Origin of the sequence: Catellatospora coxensis, from assembly GCF_016862635.1 — a bacterium.
In the GTDB taxonomy this organism is placed as follows: domain Bacteria; phylum Actinomycetota; class Actinomycetes; order Mycobacteriales; family Micromonosporaceae; genus Catellatospora; species Catellatospora coxensis.
This window is the reverse complement of record NZ_BONI01000011.1, coordinates 34,282-56,185: the sequence shown is the minus strand read 5'-3', so window position 1 is coordinate 56,185 and position 21,904 is coordinate 34,282. Positions and strand designations below refer to the sequence as shown.

Sequence of the window (21,904 nt, the reverse complement as noted above, 5' to 3'; positions counted from 1 at the left end):
TCGCCGGGCCGGTTCGGGGAACCACCGTGACATCGGCAGTTCCCCGAACCGGCAGTGCCCTGTCAGCCTGCTTACGGACGGCTCGTCAGGCGGCGGCGGAATTCGGCGTGGGCGGACCCGACGACGCCGTTGAGACGTTCGAGCTCGTCCTGGGTCGGTTCGCGGCGCAGCTCGACATCGATCTTGAAGTCGCCGTCGACGATCGCGACATCCAAACGGGCGAGCAGGTCGGACGGCAGCCTACTGGCGACGAAGTCACGGAACGCGTCCGAGATCGTCGTCTGCATGTCGCCACAGCCGCAGGTACGCCCGTCCAGCACCGCGCCGAGGTGGCTGCGGCCGACCATCGCGTCCGGGTGCACCGGGTCCAGGGCGGACAATGCCTCCTCCAGGACCGCTCGTGCCTGCTCCAGTCGGCCCTCATGCTGGAGGAACAGGCCGAGGGCCACGTCGGCGCGGCCGAGGGTCTCACCGTCGCGGCCGCGGCGGGCGTGTGCGACCGCCTCACCGAGCCGCTGCTCGGCCGCCTGCAGCTGCCCGGCCTCACGCAGGGCCAGGCCCCAGTTGCGCAGCACCTGGCTGGCCAGTTCCGGGCTGCCGATGCGCTCCGCCCGGGCGTACGCCGACGCGTACGTCTGCAGCGCCCCGTCCTCGTCGCCGACCTCGCTCTGCGCCATCGCCAGCCCGAGCGCCGCCATCAGCGCCTGCTCGGCCATACTCTGCCGGTCGTAGGAGGCCAGCACCCGCCGGATCGCGTCGACCCGCCCGGCCTGGTCGCCGCGGTCGCGGCCGCTGTTGGCCAGCATGGACAGCACGTTCAGGGTCGCCTGGTGATCCTCGCCGAGCCGCGCCTCCAGCGTGGTGACCAGGACCCTGAGCACGGTCGCGAAGATCTCCGGGTCGCCGTCGCCGTGCCGGCTCAGCACGGACTGCGCCACCTGCTCGATGAGCTCGTCTGGCAGCTGGTCCAGCGGCGGGAACAGCGGCTCCCCGGTGGCCTGCGCCGCCACGATCTCCGCGCGCAGCGCCAGCGCCGACGTGACATGGGGGTGGCCGTTGCGCCAGAAGTTGTCCACGGCCTCCTCGACGACCTGGCGGGCCTGCCGCAGATCACCGCGCTGGAGCAGCAGGTCGGCCAGCGGTTCGAGGCCGAAGGCGTACCCGGGGTGCTCCCGGCCGTAGAAGGCCATGCGGTCCTGGGCGCCGCGGCGCAGCTCCTCCTCGGACTCGTCGAGCCGCCCGGCCATCCGCAGGGCCAGGCCCAGGTTGAGCCGGTACGTCAGATGGTCCTTGCGGAACTGCGGGTCGTCGGCGGACGCGGTGGTCGCCTGGCGGTAGCACTCGATCGCACGGCCGAGCTGGTCGGCGTTCAGCAGCACGTTGCCCAGATCGCACTGGGCCGAGGCCCAGGCCTGGCTGCCGTGCCCGTACCTCGCCGTGACCGCCTGCAGTTCGCGCGTCATGAGTTCTTCGGCTTCTCCGAGGCGGCCCTGCTGCAGCAGGGAGAAGGCCGCCTCGATCGGAGTGGGGGAGGATGTCACGTCGCCGGAGTCTAGGTGCCGGGAACGACACTGTGGGGGAAGATCAGCCGGGACCGGTGGAGTCGCGCTGACCATCCTGGCCGCCATCGAAGGTGGACGGTCGCAGTCGTCTGGTGTCCTCCAGCAGGTGCACCAGGTGGGCGAGCTGCGCGCCGGTGAGCCGCCGGGCGTTCCAGGCCAGCGCCGCGAGTTCGGCGCTCGCCGGATGCGGGTTCGCCTGCTCGTACACCGGGCCGACGCCGGTGAGCGCCACCATGTCCGTGGGCGCGTATCCGAGCAGGTGCGCGAACGCCGTCACGTATTGCGGGGTGACCGCGACCCTGCCCCGTCCGAGCATGCCGACGGTGGAGTGGGATACGTACGGCCCGTCGCCCACCTGGGCGAGCAGCCACGCGTTCGGGCGGATGTTGCGATTTCTCATCAGCCGGATCAGCAACGCACCGGGCTCGTCGGGGAAACCGTCGTCGGCGGTGGGTTCGGTGCGGGGCTCGATCGGCAGCGAACGGATCGCGTCGTTCAGCCGGCCGCGTCGTTGCGGGCTCAGCGCCATGGCGTACCGGATGATCGTGCCCACGTTCCAGGGTGTGGTCGGCCATGCCGAGGCCAGCTCCGGTGGCACCGGCAGCCCGGCGATGACGAACAGATCGGCGACGTGGATGTTCAGGGCCGGTCCCAGCTTGTGCAGGACGTCCGGGTTCGGTGCCGTGCCCTTGACGATCGCCGCCAGTTCGGCGCGGGGCACGGCGGCCCGACGCGCCAGATCGGCCGTCATCGCTTCGGTGGAGGTGTGAAAGTCCGGCCGGCGTGCCGACAGGAGCCGCCACAGGCGTATGCCGAAGAGCGATCGTCCGGTCATGGCCGCTGAGCGTAACCCGGCCGTGCCCGCGTCCTGCGGTGTCGCCGGGACAGCCCGAGCGGGCGATCGTCCGTACACTGAGCGGCTTAGCGATCTTGCCAGGTTCCCCCACCAGGAGGTATATCGCCGTGGTTTCCTCGGTCGTCGCTGCCGCCGTAGGCTTCGTGTTCGCTCTGCTCTTCACGCCGCTGGCCATCCGCGCGCTGGCCCGGCTGCGGGCCGGTCAGCCGATCCGCGACATCAATCCAGCTGCGCACCAGGTCAAACGGGGCACGCCGACGATGGGCGGGCTGGTGTTCATCGTCGGCACCGTGCTGGCCTACATGGTCGGGCACCTGGTGATGAACGCGCTGCCGGACGGGCAGATCGTCCCGCCGGGCCCGACGATGACCGGGTTCGTGCTGCTCGGGTTGATGGTGTTCTGCGGCGGCATCGGGTTCGTCGACGACTTCCTGAAGGTCACGAAGAAGAACACGGCCGGTCTGAGCGGGCGCTGGAAACTGGTGCTGCAGCTCGTGATCGGCACCGGGTTCGGCGTGGTGGCGCTCGGGTTTCCGAGCACGGCCGGGTGGTCGGTGTCGGGCACGCGGTTGTCGTTCGTCCGCGAGATCAGCTGGCTGAACGTCGGCCAGGTCGGCGCCGTGGTCGTGTTCATCGCGGTCGTCATGGCGTCCACGAACGCCGTCAACCTGACCGACGGGCTCGACGGTCTGGCCACCGGAACGTCGATGATCGTGCTGGCTGCGTACGGGCTGATCTCGTTCTGGCAGTACCGGCACTGGTGCGCCGATCCGGCGGCGCAGCCGGCGCTGTGCTTCGAGGTCCGGGACCCGCTGGAGACGGCGCTGGTCGCCGGTGCCGCGGCCGGGGCCCTGCTCGGCTTCCTGTGGTGGAACACGTCGCCGGCGCGGATCATCATGGGCGACACCGGTTCGATGGCGCTGGGCGGGCTCATCGCCGGGCAGGCGGTCGCGACGCGGACCGTTCTGCTGCTGCCGCTGCTGGCCGCGCTGTTCGTGACCATCACGATGTCGCGGATCATCCAGTACACGTCGTTCAAGACCACCGGCAAGCGGGTGTTCCGGATGTCGCCGCTGCACCACCACTTCGAGCTGGTGGGCTGGCACGAGGTCACGATCGTGACCCGGTTCTGGATCATTGCCGGCGCGGGGGTGGCTGCCGCGCTGGGCCTGTTCTACGGCGACCACCTCAGCCGGCTGCCCTGACCGGCCCGCGGCGGCTCAGTCGAGGTAGAACTCGTCGCCTTCGACGTCCTGCATGTTCTGGCACGACTCGTTCTCGCCGCCGGCGAGCAGCAGTTGCCCGCGTACCGCGCCGAGCGCTTCCAGGCGTACGCATTCGGCTTCGAGCAAGCCAGGCGCTTCTGGCCCGACGAGTCCTGTGCCGACACGCACGTCGAAGTGCAACCAGTTCGTGATGCCCTTGCCTTCGGGAATGCGGGAAGTACACCATCTGGCCGAAGGCGGGTCCGGTGGACGCGCGAAGAGGACGGTGCGAGTCTCAGGCGATCGACGCACGCGATTTCGTGCAGTCTGCCAGGTGGCATCAGGAGGGGCACCGCGACCAGCAGAAACCAGGCAACCGCTATGAGGCGGGTGCTGACCCGGCTCGGTCTATGCGCAGGTTTCCGAACTCTCAAGCCGACCAAGGCACCCGGCGTCCGCCGTACGGTCTGCTGGGCGGTTGCGGGCTCCGTGGGGCGATGACCGCACCGTGCGGCGGCCGCCCTGAGAGTTGGGGCGGTCCATCTTGACCAGGCTCAGGGAAATCCTGGCACGGTGTGTGGGAAGGCAGCATGGGCGAAACGAGGACTCGCATTTGTGACGAACGGCGCAGTTCATCGAATAGTCCCATGCAGACAGCGAAGGCGATCAAGTACGCGTAAAATTAGGTGTTCTCCGCAATCGGAGGAGAAGCCATGACGACAGTGAACCCTGGTCCGTATCGCAAAGTCACGGGGCTCTGGTTTGCACTCTTCTGTCTACTCTTTCTGGCCGTTGGTGTCAGTGGCATCTACGTGGGCGAGTCCACAAACGGATTCTGGGAAGGGCATAAGGGTGCACAGACCTTTATTGAAAATCTTGGTGGATTTATCGTGGCAGCGGTGGTCTTGGGCATCGTATGGGAGCTGGTCGGGAAGAGGGCCTTCCTGCAAGAGATCTTGGCGACAACCGGGCTTGCCAATGACGTGGAGCGGACAGGCCTTCTTGGAGCAGGAGTCGATTTTACAAACTCACCTAACTGGGGGGAGTTATTTCGCCACGCTCAAAGACTCGACCTCTTCTTCATCTATGGCCGCACCTGGCGGAACACTAATCGCGACAGGCTTGCCGCACTTGCCAGTAAGAGGAACGCTCACATCAGAGTATTTTTGCCTAATCCCGACCGGGTCGATTTACTTCGCGCCATGGCGGAGAGAATGGACATGGATGCAACTGAATTGGGAAATAGAATTCGCGAAGCAAGGGCCGACTTCGAACAAATCGGTCGAACTAGGCGAGGCTCTGTAGAGGTACGTTACTATGACGGTGATATCTTCTATAGCTTCTATAAGTTCGATCGGATTGCGCTGCTCGTGATGACGAAACACAGACGCGAGCGCACCCAAAGTATTCCCTACTTTCTGTGCAGGGAAGGGGGAACGCTATTTGACTTCATCAAAGAAGAGCTCGAAATGATCAGTCGTCACGCTATTCAACCCCCATAACTGACACAACAACCCACGGGGCCCACAGGATAGCCGGTATGACGAGCCTGAGCTGCTCATGAACACCGCATGATTCCCGAAAGCGCACGCTGTTTGAAGGCCGAGTGGCAGTTGCTGAGCGGGCCGAATCGCTACGGCCTCGAGGGCGCGGACTAGCCGCGTCAGCTGGCACCCGGTCGACACTGTAACGCTCAGTGAGCTGAAGATGAGCACGACACTCGCCCATACTTGGGAACGGGACCAACAGGATGAACCATTGGGGCACCCGCTACTTGCCGTTCCGCCCAGCAGGCCAATGATGATCCGAGGCAAAAGGACTAGCCCATACCGGTGATGAGATACGACCTGAACTTCCGCTGGCATGGCGGAGGCCTCCAGTCGCCTTCCTGTTGCTGTAGGTGTGGCGGAATAGTGGTCAGCCTGTGACAAGCGGTGCCAGGTGGGGTGAAGCGAGCGATATGTAGGGTACAGCTGAGGAGGAAAGTGGGGAGATGGGTGTCGACGCGATCTCGCCCGATTTCCGACTAATTCATTGTGCCATGGCCAGGGACACCCTCCTGAAGCGCAGCCGACGGAGGCAGCGGACATGCACACAGCTGGAGGCCTGCCTGACACGCCATCGACAACGCCGCCCCACGAACGCTCAGCACCACCCCGCAGGCGGTCAGCTCGACCCGATCCACCGTGACGTTCTGCACGTGCGGGAGAAGATCGGCAACAGAGCACTGCAATCGCCTATCTCGCTCCAAATCGGACGGCGGCAGGAGTCTGGATTCACGAGTATCGACAGAACCCATCACGATCGATCGCTGCGCCGGCCCGGTCGTCGGTGATGGCGTGGGCACCACTGGCCGCGGCAGGCCTCAGAACGAGCTGCCCACGCCTGTGGCCCAAGGGTCGTCGGTGATGCTGTGGCTGTCGGTGCGGCGGGCGCCCAACAGTTGCAGCGGCACCAGTTCGGTGTTCAGGAACCGGAATGTTCCGAACCGTTCCCGGATCTCGGGGCCGTAGACGGACAGGATCCAGTGCCAGTACGGGGTCAGCGTGAGCTGGGCGCCCTGGGAGATGGTGGTTCCTCGGGCAATGAAATCCCGGGTCAGGCTCGCGGTGGCGGCCGTGTCCGTCGGGGCGGCCGGGTTCAGCGGCTGCAGCAGTTGCCGGTAGTAGCGGGACCAGTGATTGTCGCGCGTGTTCCAGCCCGCCTCGGCAGGGCCCTGAGGCACGACGACGCGATCGCGGCGGCGAGCCGCCTCGGCGAACTGCCCGGCCATGATGTACGGGTTGCGCAGTCCCAACCCGCCGGCGGTGACCGGCCAGTACAGCCAGGCCTCCGGGATCGCCTGCGGTGGGGCTTGCCGGTCGGCGCCGCTGCGGGTGCCGACCAGGGCGATGACGTCCTCGCACAGGGCGGCGGCGATCCCCTGGCCTGGGCCGACGTAGTCGTCGACGAACCGGACCAGGGCGGCGCCGGCCTCCGCGCGGTGGCCGTCACCCAGATCGGCTCCCAGCGCGACGCCTCGGGCCAGGTGGGTCAGGTCCGCGTTGATGATGTCGACCTTCGACAGAACCGCCCCGGCGGCCATGACGCTGCCGCGGCTCTGGGCAAGGTGCTGCTGGAAGGCGGCTTCGTGCACCGACCACTCTCCCCGCTGGTCGAGGGTGAGCATGCCCCACCGGGGCAGCGGCCCCGCCATGGCCGCAGGGAGTTCACCGCCGACGCAGACCACTCCGAACTTGTCGTCGTTGAGCGTCAGCCCGCAGGTCTGGAAGAACGCGGTCACGTGTCCCTGGGCTGCGACGGCGGCGTCGGGATCGGGGGTGAGCAGGCAGATGTCGTCGACCACCCGAATGATGCGGACCGCGGCGCGCTGTCGGACGTAGGCTTCCATGCAGCGTCCGATCAGCTCGGCCAGCAGCGCTGAGAGCCGGTAACCCATGGGCACGCCCCGGGTGGCGGACCGGGTGTCGCCGTGGTCGTCGGTCAAGCCGGGCCCGTCGGGCACCGCCAGGGGCATGGCCAGGAACCTGGCAGCCAGATCCAGTTCCGACTGGCGGACCCCGAGGTTGCCCAGAATGGTCAGCACCAGGTCGTGGGGGATGCTGGAGTAGTAGTCACGCAGATCCAGCTTCACCACGTACAGCGGCCGGTCGGGGAAAGCGGCCCGAGCAAGCTTGATCTCGGCGTTGACCAGTGCCACCACCGGGAAGAACATGTCGTTCTTCTGCTGGTATGCGTCGGCCGCGGTGACCTCATGGAGTTCGTTCAGGTGGCTGTATCGCTGGGTTAGGACCGAACTCGCCCAGGGATCGTCGTTGATGAACTCGAAGCCGGCGCGCGACTGGGAGTCCCGCACAGTGCCGAGATCCGCGATCGGGGGAGGGTCTGACTGCTGGCCCGCGGACTGCTGCTGCTCTCCGTCGAGGACGGCCTTGGGGGCGTTGAGGGCCCACAGGCGCTCCAACCGGTGGTCCTCCGCCTGTCGCTGTCGCCAATCGCCGAAAACGTCGGACAGTTCCTTCTCCCAACGGCGCGCGAGCACGTCGAGCAGACAGGTGGTGGGAAGATCCTGATCGGTGTAGAGCCGCCACTTGTTTCTGGTCCATACGGCCCGGGCGACCACGCCGCCGGCCGGCCACTGCAGGGCGTCGGGGCCGGTTCCCAGCAGGGTGAGGACATCGGCGAGTTCCCCGGCGAGCGTGGGGTCCTGGATCAGGCGGCGCGCCTCGGCCCGCAGCCGAGCGGATTGATACTGATCATTGGCGATGATGCTGAGGGCCTTCTGCAGCGACTCGGCAGGTGTCGCCTCGACGCGGTCCTTCGCCGGACCAACCCTGGAGACCCCGGCGAGCAGGTTCTCGATGAGGCCACGATGGTCGTTCGGACGGGGTGACGCCAGAACATGCTCGCGCAGTTCGTGCAGTTGTCGCGTGGGTGGTATCCGCTGAGGGCTGCCGCCACTGGTTGCCCACTGCTCGAGGAGAACTCCGAACCGGAAGACGAACTCCGATCGCAGGTGCCCTGCGGTCAGCTCGTCGGCCAGCCGACTGGACCAGCGCTCGACCAGGTCGGCGGAGATGGCCTTGCCGGGAAGGGTGTCGTTGGCCAGAACGCCGAGATCGGCCAGTTCGGGATGGACCTTCCCGCCCGCGTAGGTGAGGTCGGCCAACCCGCGATAGAGCTGTCGTAGCCGCTGGTAGGGATCGGTCGCGGTCTCGGCCTGGCGGGTGAGCTGGTCGTAGGCCTCGCTGAGCTGGCTGTGCTGTGCCCGCAGCTCCCGGAGCTTGACCGCGGTGACGAACTGGGTGGTTGGATCGGAACGCATGGTCGCAGACCGTAGTGTCGGGGTCGGACAAAACACGATCGATGTGTTCATCCCGAAGATAGGCGTCGATGCTGCAGAGTCGGCTTGTCGGACGTCCCTCGGAGCGCTTCAGCGCCAAAAGCCCCGACATCAATGTCGTCGGCTGCCCGGTCCGGCCCTTTTCGGGTTGTCGCGCCGGGCTGTGTACCCCTAGATTGCTGGGCGGCGGGGGCGGCTCCTGGGCGTGCTTCCTTCTCATCCTTTTGACCGGTCTAGCGCGACCGATCTCCGTCCCCGCCCTCACCTCCGCCCGCGTCCGTGCCGGGAGAAACCGTGCGTCTGGCTCCGCCGAACCGTGCCACCTCCGCCGAGACCGACCCGGTCGCGCTGGCGCTGCTGCGCCGCGGCCTGGTCGCCCCGGGGCTGCTGGCGGAGCGGCAGAGGATCAAGGAGCGCGGCGCGGCCGCACCCGTGGCCGCGGGTGTACGGGCGCTGGAGGCCGACGCGCTGGCCCTGGGCTACCTGATCGGCCCGCGCCTGCACGCGTACCTGTCCCGCCAGCAGGCCCCCCGCCTGGCGGCACTCGGCCACGGCCTGCTCGACGCGCTCGCCTCGCTGGTCGGCGCGCACGTGCCGCACCTGCCGCTGTTCAAGAACTTCCCCGCCCGCGTTCCGGCCGGCACCGACGACCTGTTCGTGCTGCGCATGTTCGCCTACATCGCCCAGCCCTACGAGTCCTCGTGCGTGCTCTGCGGCAAGGAGGGCACTGTCCGCCCGGTGTCGCCGTGCGGGCATCTGGTCTGCCTGACCTGCTGGGACCTCGACGACTACACCGGCTGCCCGATCTGCCACCGCCGCATCGACGAGGCCGTCGCCCACCTGGACGCGGCGACCTGGCGGCCCTCGGGCGCGGTGCCCGACGACCAGGCCCTCGACCCGGCCGCCGCGCCTCGCCGCGCGGTGCGGCTGGAGCTGGTCGAATGTCTCGACGACGAGGTGCACGCCGCCGTCGGCGCGCTGCTGGCCCGCCGCACCCCGCTGCGCGAGCAGGAACTCGCCGAGCTGGACGCGCTGCTCGACTTCGTCGGCCACCGCGACCTGGCCTGGCTGCCCGACGTCATCGAGGTCCGGGAGACCCGCGCGCACGTCCTGCACCGGCTGGTCACCGACCCGGCGCTGGCCGACCGCATGCCGCAGGCGCTCGACCGGCACGCCACCACCGCCACCGACCTGCTGCGCCTGCTGCATCTGTGCAGCGGCGGCGACGCGGGCATGCGGCGTCCGATCGCCCGCCGCGCGTCCCTGCCGCGCCGCCTGCGCCGGCTGGTCCTGGCCCGCCTGAACACCCTGCCGACCGTGGCGCTGCTCGACGACCTGCACCGCCACCGCGACGCCTGGCTGCGTACCGCCGAGAACCTGCACCCGTTCGAGGAAGCCGCCCGCCACCCCGACGCCGCGCTGGCCTTCGCCGCGCTGCGCGGCACGGTGCCCGCGCCCGGCTCCCCGCTCGACGCGGTGCTCGCCGCCGCCGCCGAACGGCACATCGCACTCGTGCACCGCCACCGCGGCCGGGTGCGCTACCGCACCTGGCGCTCGCACGTCGAGACCGCGCTGCGCGACGGCGCCGACGAGCAGGCCGTCGCCCTGCTCGCGCAGCGGCCCGGCGAGCTGCTGCGCCGCTTGACGGTGCTCGCCCACCGGCACACCGGCGACCCGACGGAGTTCCTGCTCACGGTCGCCGAAGCGGCCGAACAGGCCGCGCCGGGCGTCGTGCTGGCCGCCCTCGGCGCGGTCCGGGCCGCGACCCAGCCGGCCCGCCCCCGGTTGTTCTTCCCGGCAGGTGCAGCGGCCCGGCTGTGGACCACCGCCGACACCCGCCGACGGCTGCCCGCCGACCTCGGCGGCGAACTGGAGCAGCTGCTCGTCGAGGAGATGCTGCGCCGGGCCGCCACGCTGCCCCGGGTGCAGACGGCGCTGCTCGACCCCGGGCTGGCCGACGTCCTCGCGCCGTTCGCCGCGCGCACCGCCTCGACCGCGCTGCTGGACCTGCCCCGCGGCAGCACCCAGCCACTGCCAGACGGCGACGTCGTCCGCCTGTTCCTGCACTGGACCGAACCCGAAGGCGTTCGCGTCGACCTCGACCTGTCAGTGGCCATGTACGACGTCCACGGCGTGTTCACCGGGCTGTGCGACTTCACCCGGCTGCGGTTCGGCGACCGCGCCGCGGTGCACTCCGGTGACCTCACCTCCGCCCCGGCCCCGCTCGGCGCGAGTGAGTTCGTGGACCTCAACGTGTCCCGGCTGCTCGGCGCAGGCGTGCGATACCTGGTCATGGTCGTGTTCAGCTACAACGACATCGCGTTCGAGCAGATGACCGACGCGTTCGCCGGTGTCATGGCCAACCCGCCCGGCGGTTCCCCTGGGCGGCGGGGGCCGTTCGCGGCGGGCGGCGAGCCGTTCCAGCCGCAGCGCGTCGAGCAGCGCTTCGACCTCACCGGCGCGGACAAGATCGCAACTCCGCTGGTGGTGGACCTTCACGAGCGGCGTACCCGCTGGCTCGACGCGAAGCTGGCCGGTTCGGGCTGCGGGCACCAGGTCGGTGGGTACTCGGTCCAGCTGGGGCGGCTCGCGGTGGCTGCCGACCGCTACTTCGGCGCCGGGTTCCGGGTGAGCATGTGGGAGCTGGCGTGCTGGCACGCGGCCGCCCGCGCGGACCGGGTGATGGTCCGCGACGGTGCCGTACGCGGCTACGAACGCCAGCCGTACGAGCGCGCCGTGGACTTCGCCGCCCGCCTGGTCCACGCCGGCCCGGCCGAGCACGACGAGACGGCGCAGTCCGCGCCTGCCGCCTTCGCCGCGCTGCTGCACGGCGACGCGGAGCTAACCGACGCCGCCCGCGTGTACGCGCTGTACCACGCAGGGCTCGACGCCGCCCGCGTCGAACGGCTCGCGGCCGCCGACCTGGTCGCGCAGCTCGCCCCGATGCCGAAGCCGGGCGACTGACCGCGCCGGACCGTCCCCGCTCAGGCGGTGGCGGCCCGGCCTGGAAGGCCGCCCGGCCCGAAACTGCGCCAACGGGCAGGAGAAGGCGCGGTCCGCAGCGCCTTCTCCTGCCCGCCGCGTCGAGGTCAGCCGCCGATGGCGATGTCGGTGACCTGGCCGCCGCCCGCCATCGTCAGCCAGGACGTGTACGGGCCCTGCTTGGCGTAGTAGTTGCCGCTGCCGATGAACGCGAACCAGTCCTGGCCGTTGACGGCGATGTCGCGCACCTGCCCGCCCGTGGCCAGCGCCAGCCAATCGGCATACAGCCCGTCCTTGGCGTAGAAGTCGCCCGACTGGGTCCAGCCGATCCAGTTCCCGGCGAGCACCACCTTGCTCGCACCACCGGCGTTGACGGCCCGCCAGGACGCGTACGCCCCGTCCTTGGCGTTCAGGATCCCGGCCGCGTTGACGAACGCGAACCGCTCGCCGCTTATCGCGATGTCGCGGACCTGCCCGCCGCCGGCCATGCTCAGCCAACCGCCGAAGATGCCCTGCTTGGCCAGGAAGTCCCCGCCCTGGATCAGGCCGATCCAGTCACCGCTGAGCTCCACCCGCGTCGCGCCGCCGGCGTTGATCGCCTGCCAGGACGCGTACGGTCCGTCCTTGACGTACGCGACGCCCGCGGTGTTGACGAACGCGAACCGGTTGCCGCTGATGGCGATGTCGCGGACCTGCCCGCCGCCGGCCATGGTCAGCCAACCGCCGTATACGCCGTCCTTGGCGTAGAAGTCGCCGCCCTGGATCCAGCCGATCCAGTTGCCGCCGAGCACCGCCTTGGTCGCGCCGCCCGCGTTGACCGGCTGCCAGGAGCTGTACGCGCCGTCCTTGGCGTGCAGCACGCCCGCCGCGTTGACGAACGCGAACCGCTCGGTGACGGCACCGGCGGCGGGCAGGTCGGCGAAGCCGAGGCCGACCGGGTTGCCCTTGGTGACCGTGCCGCCGCAGGTGTACGCCGGGCTGATGTTGTAGACGGCGTTGTTGCGCCAGATCTCGAAGTGCAGGTGCGGGCCGGTGGAGTTGCCGGTGCTGCCGACGTACCCGAGCAGTTGGCCCTGCCCGACGGCCTGCCCGGTGCTCACCGACGGCGCCTGCACCATGTGCAGGTACCGGGTGAGGTAGCCGGCGGCGTGGGAGACGGTGACGGTGTTGCCCGCCCCGGAGGTCCACCCGGCGAAGGTCACCGTGCCCGGATAGGCCGCGCCGATGGCTTTTCCGCTGTTGGCGGCGATGTCGACGCCGTAGTGGTCGCTGTCGGTGCTGCCGCAGCGGTTGGACAGCACCCCGGTGACGACGCCGTCCACGGGCTGGATCATCGCCCCGGTCTGCGCGGCTGCGGGCTGAGCCGGCACGAGCACCAGCGCGGCCAGCACCGCCGCGACCACGAGGGTCCACCATGTTCTTCTCGCCGCCCGACCTGCCATCGACCGTCATCTCCTTCTCCGGTGTGGCCGGAGAAGGTAGCAGGGGCCGCGTACAGCCCAGGCACATCGGACGTGGGGCTCGATGCGACAGTCGCCGGGCTCGACGGTCAGACGACGTCGGGCACCAGCCCGAACTGCTCCCGCTCGTCCTCGCGGACGAGGTCGAGGTAGGTGTCGGCGAGCCGCAGGATGATCTCGCGGACGTACGGGCAGTACGGCCGGACGGCGAGGCCGCGCCGTCGGGCGTCGTCGAGTGCGCCGACGACGAGTTGCCGGGCCAGTCCGCGGCCGCTGAACGCGGGGAGGGTCTCGGTGTGGGTGAAGGCGATCGTGTCCGTGGTCAGCTTGTAGGTCGAGAATCCGGCGAGCTGGTCGCCGTCGTGGATCTCGTAGCGGTGCTCGGCGGGGTTGTCGCGGACGGTGATCATTTCGGGTCCTCTGCGGTCGGCGGGCCGACGGGGTGCCGGCTGATGACGGAGATCCGGTTGAAGGCGTTCATCGCGATGGTCACCCAGCTCAGTGCCGAGATCTCGTCGTCGGTGAGGTGCTGTCTGGCGTAGGCGTAGTGGCGCTCCTGCGCGCCGTCGCCGGGCAGCGTGGTGAGCGACTCCGCCAGGGTGAGCGCGGCCCGTTCCTTGTCGGTGAACAGGGTCGTGTCGGGCCAGGCGGGCAGGACGGCGATGCGCTGGGGGCTCTCGCCGCCGGCGAGGGTGTCGCGGACGTGGATGTTCAGGCAGTAGGCGCAGCGGTTGAGCTGGGACACGCGGATGTTGACCAGTTCGACGAGGGTGCGGTCGAGTCCGGCGTCGCGGGTGGCCTGCCGGACCGCTGCCGCGAGATCCCGTTGTGCGCGATACACCTGGGGGTGCTGTTTGTCGATGAGCACCCTGGGCTCGTCGGTTCCGGTGGCCATCGCTGTCCCTTCTGGGCGTGGGGGATCGGCCGCCCGCGCCCCGCAGCCGCCGGTGTCGCGCTGGGCGCGGCTCGGGCGGTGCGGGGCACGCCTGCGGCTCGGGGGTGGGTCAGCTGTTCTTGACCGCCGACACCTCGAACTCCAGGACGATCTTGTCGCTGACCAGGACGCCGCCGGTCTCCAGGGCGGCGTTCCAGGTGACGCCGTAGTCCTTGCGGTTGATCGTGACGGAGCCCTCGAAGCCGACCCGGACCGCGCCGAACGGGTCGGTCGCCGCGCCCTCGTAGGTGAAGGGGATCGTGATCGAGTTGGTGACGCCCTTGATGGTCAGGTCGCCGGTCACCTCGAAGTCCGCGCCGGAGGTCTGGCGGACGGCGGTGGACACGAAGGTGATCGCCGGGTACTGCTCCATGGCCAGGAAGTCGTTGCTGCGCAGGTGCTCGTCGCGCTGGGCGTTGCGGGTGTCGATGCTGGCCGCCTTGATGGTCACCTTCGCCGTCGAGTTGGCGGGGTTCGCGCCGTCGAGGTAGGCGCCGCCCTCGAACTCGTTGAACGCGCCGCGGACCTTGGTCACCATCGCGTGCCGGGCGACGAACCCGATGCGGGTGTGCGCGGGGTCGATGGTGTAGGTGCCGGTCAGGGCGGTCAGGTCGGTGGTGGTCGTGCTCATGGTGTTCCTCCGGGGTGTCGGTCTCGGTGTCGGTGTAGATGATGTGTCATCCACACCGGGTCAGAACCTACATGACGTATCATTCATTTCCAGGCTGGTACATGATGTGTCATCCATCACGGATAGGGTTGGGGCGTGACCGACACCAGATGGCTCGACGAGCACGAGCAGCGCACCTGGCGGGGCTTCCTCGGCCTGCAGCGGCAGCTGATCGGACAGCTGAACCGGCAGCTGCAGGTCGACTCCGGCCTGTCGCTGGCCGACTACGACGTGCTCGTCCAGCTCACCGACACCCCCGAAGGGCGCCTGCGGCCCTTCGAGCTGCAGACCGAGCTGCAGTGGGAGCAGAGCCGCCTGTCGCACCACCTCACCCGCATGCAGCGCCGCGGCCTGATCGACCGCGAAGAGTGCGCCGACGACGGCCGGGGCGCGTTCGTGGTGCTCACCGACGCCGGCCGCAGCGCGATCACCGCCGCCGCCCCCGGCCACGTCGACACGGTCCGCCGGCTGTTCTTCGACCGGCTCACGCCGCAACAGCTGGCCACGCTTCAGCAGGTGTCCGACCAGGTGCTCGGCTCCGACTGAGGCCGCTGCGCCGGCCGCCCGAGCAGCCCGAGACAAAGGCCTTGCGAGGCGTCCGCGGCACGGCCCGACCGGCGGCGCTGGAGGAATGCGTCATGCAGTGAAGACCGGGCAGCCTGCCCGGATGTGACAGTACGAGCCCCGCGACCGGCGATCCCTCGACTCGGACAATGAGGTGGGAACGGCCCACGGAGCACGGAGACCGGACAGGCAGATGAGCCGACCGAGCCTGGCGCGGCCATGATCGGCAATATCCTGGACGGCGGAGAAAGCCCGCGAAATGCCTTCCCGATCGCCGCGCCAGCGGCACGGACCATGGGGGCGACCATGATCTGGACAGCCGGTTTCCGTACCGCGGTGATCAGCCCCTACGGGCAGCTGCATTTCAACGAGCCCCGCGGATTCGCCGGCCAGACCATACGCCAGGTGCTGCACATGGCCGGCGGGGGAGAAGCGCTCCGGGTACGCCTGACCAACCGCTACGGCCGCGATCGGCTGACCTTCGGCGCGGCGACCGTCGCCGCCGGCGGGCGGCAGACCGCCCTCACCTTCGACAGGACCGTGCAGTGCGTCATCCCGGCAGGGGAGGAAGCCGTCTCCGACCAGGTCGATCTTCCCGTCGCGGCGGGAACCGACCTGATCCTCAGCCTCTACCTGCCCGAGACGACCGAACCGGCCACCTACTCCCACAAGCCCGCCGAAGCCGCGCGGATAGCCGCCGGCAACCAGGTCACGGCCGCCGCACTGCCCGACGCGGAACAGGTGGAGTCCCGGTACTACGTCTCGGGCGTCGACGTGCTCGCCCCCGACGACACCAAGGTCGCCGTGGCCTTCGGCGACTCCTGGTTCGAAGGCGTCGGCACCACGATCGGCGCCGATCACCGCTCCGTCGACTTCCTGAACCGGCGCGTCAGCCGGGGCTGGATCGTCAACCAGGGCATCGCGGGCAACCGCCTGCTACGCGACGAGGTCGGCGAACACGCGCTGGCGCGCTTCGACCGCGACACCCTGTCGATCCCCGCGCTGACCCACGTCCTGATCCACTTCGGCATCAACGACCTCGTCCTGCCCGGCATGCTGAACGAACCGATGCCCACCGCCGAGGCCCTCGTGGAGGGTTTCACCAAGCTGTCCGAACGCGCCCACGGCGCCGGCTTGACGATCCTCGCCGCCACCATCGGCCCCTTCGCGGCCGCCGAGATCAGCACACCCGACGGGCTCGCCGTGCGGCGTGACGTCAACGACTGGATCCGCACGACCGACGTGTTCGACGGCGTGTTCGACTCCGCCGCGGCCGTCGCCGACCCGGCCAGGCCCGATTACATCCGCCCGGCGTGGGACAGCGGTGACGGCATGCACCTCAACAACACCGGCGCCGAGGCCATGGCCGCCACCGTCAGCCTCGACGACCTCGTACTGTCGGCTTCCTAGCGTTCGGTCCCGGCCACGCGTGGACACCCGGACCGGCATGTCGCCCGGCGCGACCCGCACCGCCGCCGAGGCGGCCGCCGTGGTGCTGCGGTTCGCGACACTGGACGCCCGCGGGCCCTCCGGCGGGTTCTTCGACGCCGACGGCCCGATTCCCTGGTGACCTCGGCCGCACGGCAGCCTGCGGCCGTCGCGCCGGGCACCACTACGGTGTCGCCATGGCTCGGATAATCGTGGCGTCCATGCCGTTCGCCGGGCACGTCGGTCCGATGACCGCGGTGGCCGGCGAGCTGGCCGCCCGCGGCCACGACGTGCTGGCCTACACCGGCGCGAAGTACGAGCAGCGCTTCCGCGCGGCCGGCGCGCGATGGCTGCCGTGGCAGCAGGCCACCGACTACGACGACAGCGACCTTGCGGCGACCTTCCCGCCCGTCGGCGACGGCAAGGGACTGCGCGGCGGCATGGCCAACGTCGAGCACGTGCTGCTCGGCACCGGCGCGGGCCAGGCCGCCGACCTGCTGGCCGAGGCGTCGCGTACCGCGGTCGACCTGCTCGTGACCGACCACCTGGCGTTCGGGGCGGCGCTGGCCGGGGAGACCCTCGGCCTGCCTGTGCGGCGACGCAGGCCGCGCGGCCACTGTTGCTGCCGCGGGCGGTGAGCTGCTAGGCGACGAGCCGCAGGCCGCCGGGGCGGTGCCGGCTGTGCTCGGAGCGCAGCCGGTCGAGGGCCCCGGCCGTTTCCTCGTCGGCGGGCAGGTACACGACCACCCGCTGGGCGTCGGTGACCAGTTCCAGGGTCTCGCGGTCCAGCCGCAGCCGGTGGCCGGACGGGTGGTCGACGCGCAGGGTGCTCGGTGGCGGCGGTGTGTGCAGGTTCAGCCGTCGGGTGAACTCCGGCCCGGCCAGCGTGGCCAGGTCGGCGGAGAACCATTCGACGGCGTCGCGGGACGGCCCGGTCCACAGGTCGAAGGCGAGCTCGTCGGCGACGGTGTCCCAGTCGGGGAACAGCGAGCGCGCTCGCGGGTCGGTGAACACGAAGCGGGTCAGGTTGGGCGTGTCGTCGTCGAGCAGTCCCGTGCCGTCGGTGACCAGCGCGAACCCGCTGGTGTGGGCGAGGATGTCACCCAGCCCGTTGGTCAGCACGGCGATCCCGGGCTCCAGCAGCCGCAGCGTCGCGGCCGCGCCGGGCCGCACCACCCGGTCCGGCGGGGCGGGCCGGGTCCGGCCCGCGCACGCACCGCCGGTGATCTTCGCGAGGTGGTGCAGGTGGGTGCGGTCGGCGACGCTGAGGCTGAGCGCGTCGGCGATCGCGTTCACGACCGACAGCGACGGGTTGCGGTCGCGGCCCTGCTCGATGCGGGTCAGGTATTCCACGCTGATGCCGGCCCGGCCGGCCAGGTCCGAGCGGCGCAGTCCCGGCGAGCGCCGGCGGCCGTGGTCGGTGAGCCCGAGCTGCTCGGGCTGGATGCTGTCGCGTTTGGCCCGGATGAAGTCGCCCAGCGGTGTTCCCATGATCGGAAGTCTAGGTCGGGTCGGCCGGGTCAGCCTGGCCCTGGCAGGGCCAGCCTGAGCACGGTCTGGTTGCCGCCGCGCGGCCGGTCGAAGGTGGTGGTCATGGAGAACGTGAGCAAGCACAGACTGGTCGTGATCGTCGGCAGTGTCCGGGAGGGCCGGTTCGGGCCCGTGGTGGCGTCGTGGGTCGCCGAGCAGGCGCGTTCGCACGGCGGGTTCGAGGTGGAGGTCGTGGACCTCGCCGACGTCGACCTGCCGCTGGAACTGCCCGCGATGCCGCCGAAGTTCGCCGGGGACGGCTATCCCCGCCCGGCCGGCATGGCGCCTCTGACGGCGGCTCTGGACCGCGCGGACGCGTTCGTCGTCGTCACGCCGGAGTACAACCACAGCTATCCGGCGTCGTTGAAGGCGGCCATCGACTGGCACTTCACGCAGTGGACGGCCAAGCCGGTGGCGTTCGTCAGCTATGGCGGCGGGGCCGGCGGCCGGCACGCGGCGCAGCACCTGGAGAACGTGCTCAGCGAGCTGAACGCGGTCACGGTCGGGGCGGGGCTGGCCTTCGTGAACTACTTCACCGGCTGGCAGGACGGCCGTCCGGTGTCGGAGGACTCGGCCGGTTACGCCAAGACGATGCTGGACCAGCTGGTGTGGTGGGCGGGGGCGCTGCGTGCGGCCCGGCGGGCCGCCCCGTACCCGGCGTGAGCCCGCGGCCGCCCGGGTCTCCCGGGCGGCCGCGCTGGACAGTAGGCGACCGCCGACCGCCCGCCGAATGCCCCTCCAGCACGTCAAACCACACTACCGGGTGAAATATCCGGGCAAATGGCATAGCCCGCGGGAATCGGGATACAGCCGCTGCGTGACAGACACACTCGTGGAGGGCGACAAATCGCCCGGACCACTTCCGCAGCTGCAGAGCATCCCCACAGCCGACGCCACCGATCCGCTGAAGATCGCGATGGTGGCGCCGCCCTACTTCGACATCCCGCCCGCCGCCTATGGCGGCATCGAGGCCGTCCTGGCCGACCTGTCCAACGCGCTGGTCGAACTCGGGCACACGGTGACCCTGATCGCCGCCGGGCGCGACGGCACCCAGGCGAACTTCCGGCCGGTATGGGACCGGGCCGTCCCGGAGCGGCTGGGCGAGCCCGGACCCGAGATCATCTACGCGTCGCTCACCCGGCGCGCGGTGGAGGGCCTCGCCGCCGCAGGTGAGGTCGACGTGGTCCACGACCACACGTTCGCCGGCCCGCTCAACGCCCCGGCGTACCACGCGCTGGGGTTGCCCGTGGTCGCGACCGTGCACGGCCCGGTCGACTCCGAGCTGCGCGGCTTCTACCGGACGCTGGGCCGCGACCTGTCGCTGGTGGCGATCAGCCGCAGGCAGCGCGCCCTCGCGCCCGAGCTCAACTGGATCGGCACCGTCTACAACGGCCTGCGGCCGCGCGACTGGCCGTTCCAGCGCGCCAAGCAGGACTATGCCCTCTTCCTGGGGCGGTTCAGCCCCGACAAGGGCGCGCACACGGCCGTGCTCGCCGCCCACGAGGCCGGGCTGCCGCTGATCCTGGCCGGCAAGTGCGCCGAGCCGGCCGAGCAGAGGTACTACGCCGAGCAGGTCGAGCCGCTGCTCGGCCCGAACGACCGGATGATCGGTATCGCCGACGCGACGCTGAAGCGCGAGCTGCTGGCGAACGCGAGCTGCCTGCTGTTCCCCGTGCAGTGGGAGGAGCCGTTCGGCATGGTGATGATCGAGGCGATGGTGTGCGGCACGCCGGTGGTCGCGCTGCGCGCGGGTGCGGTGCCCGAGGTCGTCGCCGACGGCGTCACCGGGTTCATCTGTGACGACCCCGGGCAACTGCCGGACGCGATACGTGCGGCGGCCCGGCTCGACCCGGCCGGCTGCCGCAGGCACGTGGTGCGCAATTTCAGCGACGAGCAGACGGCGCTGGGATATCTGCAGGCGTACCGGGCGGCGCTGGCGCTGCGGCAGCCCGCGCCCGCCATGGGCCGTGCGGGTGACCCGTACGCGTGAGCGGCGGCCGTCGGTAGCGGGCAGGTCGTCTCCGGGGCGGCCGCTCGTGCCGCCGCCCCGGACATGCGGCCTTCCTGCCGCGTGATACGTATCACACGACATGTGCAACGTAGCGGCTTAGCAATTGAAAAGGTGTTCAATTGCTAAGCCGCTGGCTGGCCGCGCTGACCCACGCCGCCGTACTCGCCGTGATCATGCTCGCCGCCGCTCCGCTGGTCGCCCACATCCCGCTCGCGGCACTGGCCGGGGTGCTGCTGGCGACGGCGATCCGCATGGTCGAGGTCGGCTCGCTGCTGGCGCTGGCCCGGTCCACCCGCTCGGACGCGGTGCTGATGGCGCTGACCGCCGCGGCCACGCTCGCCCTGGACCTGGTCGCCGCGGTCGCCATCGGGCTGGTCGTGGCGACGTTCCTGGCGGTACGCAAGATCGCCCGTGCGGCGACGCTGGAGCAGGTGCCCCTGGACCTGTCCGACCACCACACCGAGGAGGCGGCCCTGCTGTCCGAGCACATCGTGGCGTACCGGTTCGACGGTCCGCTGTTCTTCGCCGCGGCCCACCGGTTCCTGCTCGAACTGACGCAGGTCGCCGACGTGCGGGTGGTGATCCTGCGCATGTCGCGGGTGTCGGCGGTCGACGGCACGGGCGCGCGTCGGAGCAGTTCGCGGCACTGGGCGAGCACCTGACCGCGGGAGGCCGCTGGTGGGGCGCCGACGGCGTACGCCTGGCGGCGATCGCGGCCCGCGCCGACGCGATGCACCACTGCGGTGATCACACCGCGGCGGCGGTGCTGCTGCGCGCGCTGGCGGTGCGGCTGTTCTCGATCTCCAGCAGCACGCCGACCTCCTCGCGTGGCTGCGACCCCGACTGACCCGCCCCGCCACCGCTTTCGCCCGCTTCGGCCGGCGCACGGTCCACCGACGGCCACGGTTCGGCGGCCAGTGGGCTGATCAGGCCGAGCTCGCCGTCGTAGCGGCGGTACAGCAGGTTGCCGCGTCCGGTGTCCCGGTCGGTGTAGAAGACGAACGGCGCCGCGGTCGCCTCCAGCCGCCGGGCGGCGTGGGCCGGGTCGAGCACGAGTGCGGGACGGGCGTCGACCTGGACCGAGCAGCCCCGCATCGACGGGTTCCCGGGCTGCTGGCGGGCCAGGCGCAGCTGCTCGGTGCCGGTGCGGTAGACGACGGCTTCCAAGCCCGTGTCGGCGTCGGTGAACAGGTGGGCGTCGTAGTCCATGGCGGTCAGCCGCATCGCCGCGTCGGCGAAGGCTGCCGTGTGCAGCCGGACGGCTTTCAGGCGCGCGACGGCGCCCTCGCCGGACGCGGCCAGGGTGCGCCGCCACGGCAGCGGCCACGCCGACAGGTCGAGGTTGAGCGCCAGGCGGCGGATCTGGCGTTCGAGGCGGTCGAGGGCGGCCCCGGCGGCCGCCTGAGGTGTGCGGGCGGCGATCTGGACCCGGGCGGGCTCGCCGCGCACCAGCAGGTTGACCTGGACCAGGACGGGCCCGCTCGCGCAGCGGCCGGCGGTGACACGCAGCCGGACCGGTCCGGCCGCGTTGGCGTTCGCGCTCACCACCGCCGCGACCGCCTGACGTGTCAGCTCGACGAACGCGGAATCGGCGATGCCGCGGGCACGCACGTCGACCCGTACGCCCTGCCGTGGCACGGGCCGTGAACCGGTCGGCTCCACCGCCGCCTCCCTTCGCCGGCGCCTCTCCACGAGAGGACGGTTGCTGGCGGCACGATTAGTTGCCGACTTTAGCAACTCGCCATGTCATGTAGCCTGGGGAGGTGGCGCACAGATGTCACACGACAACCGGCAGACCGGCCCGGCGGCACTCCACGCACCCGGGCGGGTACGGTTTTCTGCAACGAAGGGGGTGGACC

19 protein-coding genes and 1 pseudogene are annotated in these 21,904 nt (G+C 70.3%); 10 read left to right on the top strand and 10 right to left on the bottom strand.

Features of this window, described 5'->3' with window-relative positions; all coding sequences use genetic code 11:
* Positions 1–71: 71 nt before the first annotated feature.
* Together Cco03nite_RS08885 and Cco03nite_RS08880 are read right to left on the bottom strand one after the other, a co-directional pair.
* Positions 72–1,541 carry a tetratricopeptide repeat protein gene (locus tag Cco03nite_RS08885; protein WP_203690929.1) on the bottom strand — a complete coding sequence of 490 codons (1,470 nt, stop codon included), beginning with the start codon at positions 1,539–1,541 and terminating at the stop codon, positions 72–74.
* Between the two features lie 43 nt (positions 1,542–1,584).
* Positions 1,585–2,397, bottom strand: coding sequence for a helix-turn-helix domain-containing protein (locus Cco03nite_RS08880; protein ID WP_203690927.1), 813 nt, complete (start codon positions 2,395–2,397; stop codon positions 1,585–1,587).
* Between the two features lie 128 nt (positions 2,398–2,525).
* Between Cco03nite_RS08880 and mraY the strand changes: the two genes are divergently transcribed.
* A complete protein-coding gene (gene mraY, locus Cco03nite_RS08875) occupies positions 2,526–3,623 on the top strand; it encodes a phospho-N-acetylmuramoyl-pentapeptide-transferase (protein WP_203690925.1) in 1,098 nt (365 codons plus the stop codon).
* A 15-nt stretch (positions 3,624–3,638) separates the two neighbouring features.
* Here the strand turns inward: mraY and Cco03nite_RS42260 are convergent.
* A pseudogene (locus Cco03nite_RS42260) lies at positions 3,639–3,857 on the bottom strand (VOC family protein); the annotation flags it as partial.
* Between the two features lie 479 nt (positions 3,858–4,336).
* Between Cco03nite_RS42260 and Cco03nite_RS08870 the strand changes: the two are divergent.
* A complete protein-coding gene (locus tag Cco03nite_RS08870) occupies positions 4,337–5,125 on the top strand; it encodes a hypothetical protein (RefSeq protein WP_203690923.1) in 789 nt (262 codons plus the stop codon).
* Positions 5,126–5,988: 863 nt separating this feature from the next.
* Here the strand turns inward: Cco03nite_RS08870 and Cco03nite_RS08865 are convergent.
* On the bottom strand, positions 5,989–8,448 hold the full coding sequence (locus Cco03nite_RS08865; protein ID WP_203690921.1) for a reverse transcriptase domain-containing protein: 2,460 nt from the start codon (positions 8,446–8,448) through the stop codon (positions 5,989–5,991).
* Between the two features lie 312 nt (positions 8,449–8,760).
* Between Cco03nite_RS08865 and Cco03nite_RS08860 the strand changes: the two genes are divergently transcribed.
* Positions 8,761–11,430, top strand: a complete 2,670-nt coding sequence (locus Cco03nite_RS08860; protein WP_203690920.1) for an MXAN_6230/SCO0854 family RING domain-containing protein — start codon at positions 8,761–8,763, stop codon at positions 11,428–11,430.
* Positions 11,431–11,555: 125 nt separating this feature from the next.
* Here the strand turns inward: Cco03nite_RS08860 and Cco03nite_RS08855 are convergent, their stop codons facing one another.
* From Cco03nite_RS08855 to Cco03nite_RS08840, 4 genes are all read right to left on the bottom strand, one after another.
* Entirely contained in the window at positions 11,556–12,890 is a 1,335-nt protein-coding gene (locus Cco03nite_RS08855; RefSeq protein ID WP_203690918.1) for a M23 family metallopeptidase, read from the bottom strand.
* Positions 12,891–12,997: 107 nt separating this feature from the next.
* Positions 12,998–13,318, bottom strand: a complete 321-nt coding sequence (locus tag Cco03nite_RS08850) for a GNAT family N-acetyltransferase (protein WP_203690916.1) — start codon at positions 13,316–13,318, stop codon at positions 12,998–13,000.
* Complete coding sequence (locus Cco03nite_RS08845; protein WP_203690914.1) at positions 13,315–13,803, bottom strand: carboxymuconolactone decarboxylase family protein; 489 nt, start codon at positions 13,801–13,803, stop codon at positions 13,315–13,317. Before Cco03nite_RS08845 ends, Cco03nite_RS08850 begins: the two co-directional genes overlap by 4 nt.
* 109 nt (positions 13,804–13,912) lie before the next feature.
* Positions 13,913–14,473 carry a YceI family protein gene (locus tag Cco03nite_RS08840; protein ID WP_203690912.1) on the bottom strand — a complete coding sequence of 187 codons (561 nt, stop codon included), beginning with the start codon at positions 14,471–14,473 and terminating at the stop codon, positions 13,913–13,915.
* Between the two features lie 135 nt (positions 14,474–14,608).
* Here Cco03nite_RS08840 and Cco03nite_RS08835 point away from each other — a divergent pair, with 135 nt between their 5' ends.
* The 4 genes from Cco03nite_RS08835 (at position 14,609) to Cco03nite_RS08820 (ending at position 17,142) form a co-directional block, all read left to right on the top strand.
* Positions 14,609–15,058 (top strand): MarR family winged helix-turn-helix transcriptional regulator, encoded by a 450-nt coding sequence (locus Cco03nite_RS08835; RefSeq protein ID WP_203690909.1) that lies wholly within the window; start codon positions 14,609–14,611, stop codon positions 15,056–15,058.
* 324 nt (positions 15,059–15,382) lie between these two features.
* The gene (locus Cco03nite_RS08830; RefSeq protein WP_203690900.1) at positions 15,383–16,486 is read left to right on the top strand and encodes a GDSL-type esterase/lipase family protein; all 1,104 of its coding nucleotides are present in this window, start codon (positions 15,383–15,385) and stop codon (positions 16,484–16,486) included.
* Between the two features lie 19 nt (positions 16,487–16,505).
* Positions 16,506–16,646: a hypothetical protein gene (locus Cco03nite_RS08825; RefSeq protein ID WP_203690898.1), complete on the top strand. Its 141-nt coding sequence runs from the start codon at positions 16,506–16,508 to the stop codon at positions 16,644–16,646.
* Positions 16,647–16,701: 55 nt separating this feature from the next.
* Positions 16,702–17,142, top strand: coding sequence for a glycosyltransferase family protein (locus Cco03nite_RS08820; RefSeq protein ID WP_203690896.1), 441 nt, complete (start codon positions 16,702–16,704; stop codon positions 17,140–17,142).
* A gap of 4 nt (positions 17,143–17,146) precedes the next feature.
* Here Cco03nite_RS08820 and Cco03nite_RS08815 read toward each other — a convergent pair whose 3' ends face one another.
* Positions 17,147–17,995 carry a helix-turn-helix domain-containing protein gene (locus tag Cco03nite_RS08815; RefSeq protein WP_203690894.1) on the bottom strand — a complete coding sequence of 283 codons (849 nt, stop codon included), beginning with the start codon at positions 17,993–17,995 and terminating at the stop codon, positions 17,147–17,149.
* Positions 17,996–18,097: 102 nt separating this feature from the next.
* Between Cco03nite_RS08815 and Cco03nite_RS08810 the strand changes: the two genes are divergently transcribed.
* The 3 genes from Cco03nite_RS08810 to Cco03nite_RS08800 all read left to right on the top strand — a co-directional run bounded on the left by Cco03nite_RS08810 (position 18,098) and on the right by Cco03nite_RS08800 (position 20,707).
* Entirely contained in the window at positions 18,098–18,697 is a 600-nt protein-coding gene (locus tag Cco03nite_RS08810) for an NADPH-dependent FMN reductase (RefSeq protein ID WP_203690892.1), read from the top strand.
* A gap of 154 nt (positions 18,698–18,851) precedes the next feature.
* A complete protein-coding gene (locus Cco03nite_RS08805) occupies positions 18,852–20,024 on the top strand; it encodes a glycosyltransferase family 4 protein (RefSeq protein WP_239167224.1) in 1,173 nt (390 codons plus the stop codon).
* Between the two features lie 140 nt (positions 20,025–20,164).
* A complete protein-coding gene (locus tag Cco03nite_RS08800) occupies positions 20,165–20,707 on the top strand; it encodes an STAS domain-containing protein (RefSeq protein ID WP_239167223.1) in 543 nt (180 codons plus the stop codon).
* A gap of 85 nt (positions 20,708–20,792) precedes the next feature.
* Here Cco03nite_RS08800 and Cco03nite_RS08795 read toward each other — a convergent pair whose 3' ends face one another.
* Positions 20,793–21,707: a sigma 54 modulation/S30EA ribosomal C-terminal domain-containing protein gene (locus tag Cco03nite_RS08795; protein ID WP_203690883.1), complete on the bottom strand. Its 915-nt coding sequence runs from the start codon at positions 21,705–21,707 to the stop codon at positions 20,793–20,795.
* Positions 21,708–21,904: the final 197 nt, after the last annotated feature.

Bases quoted from the DNA above. Each gene is read 5' to 3' on its own strand.
- Cco03nite_RS08880 (WP_203690927.1), bottom strand. From the start codon at position 2,397: ATGACCGGACGATCGCTCTTCGGCATACGCCTGTGGCGGCTCCTGTCG.
- Cco03nite_RS08870 (WP_203690923.1), top strand. From the start codon at position 4,337: ATGACGACAGTGAACCCTGGTCCGTATCGCAAAGTCACGGGGCTCTGG.
- Cco03nite_RS08865 (WP_203690921.1), bottom strand. From the start codon at position 8,448: ATGCGTTCCGATCCAACCACCCAGTTCGTCACCGCGGTCAAGCTCCGG.
- Cco03nite_RS08855 (WP_203690918.1), bottom strand. From the start codon at position 12,890: ATGGCAGGTCGGGCGGCGAGAAGAACATGGTGGACCCTCGTGGTCGCG.
- Cco03nite_RS08850 (WP_203690916.1), bottom strand. From the start codon at position 13,318: ATGATCACCGTCCGCGACAACCCCGCCGAGCACCGCTACGAGATCCAC.
- Cco03nite_RS08845 (WP_203690914.1), bottom strand. From the start codon at position 13,803: ATGGCCACCGGAACCGACGAGCCCAGGGTGCTCATCGACAAACAGCAC.
- Cco03nite_RS08840 (WP_203690912.1), bottom strand. From the start codon at position 14,473: ATGAGCACGACCACCACCGACCTGACCGCCCTGACCGGCACCTACACC.
- Cco03nite_RS08830 (WP_203690900.1), top strand. From the start codon at position 15,383: ATGATCTGGACAGCCGGTTTCCGTACCGCGGTGATCAGCCCCTACGGG.
- Cco03nite_RS08820 (WP_203690896.1), top strand. From the start codon at position 16,702: ATGGCTCGGATAATCGTGGCGTCCATGCCGTTCGCCGGGCACGTCGGT.
- Cco03nite_RS08815 (WP_203690894.1), bottom strand. From the start codon at position 17,995: ATGGGAACACCGCTGGGCGACTTCATCCGGGCCAAACGCGACAGCATC.
- Cco03nite_RS08810 (WP_203690892.1), top strand. From the start codon at position 18,098: ATGGAGAACGTGAGCAAGCACAGACTGGTCGTGATCGTCGGCAGTGTC.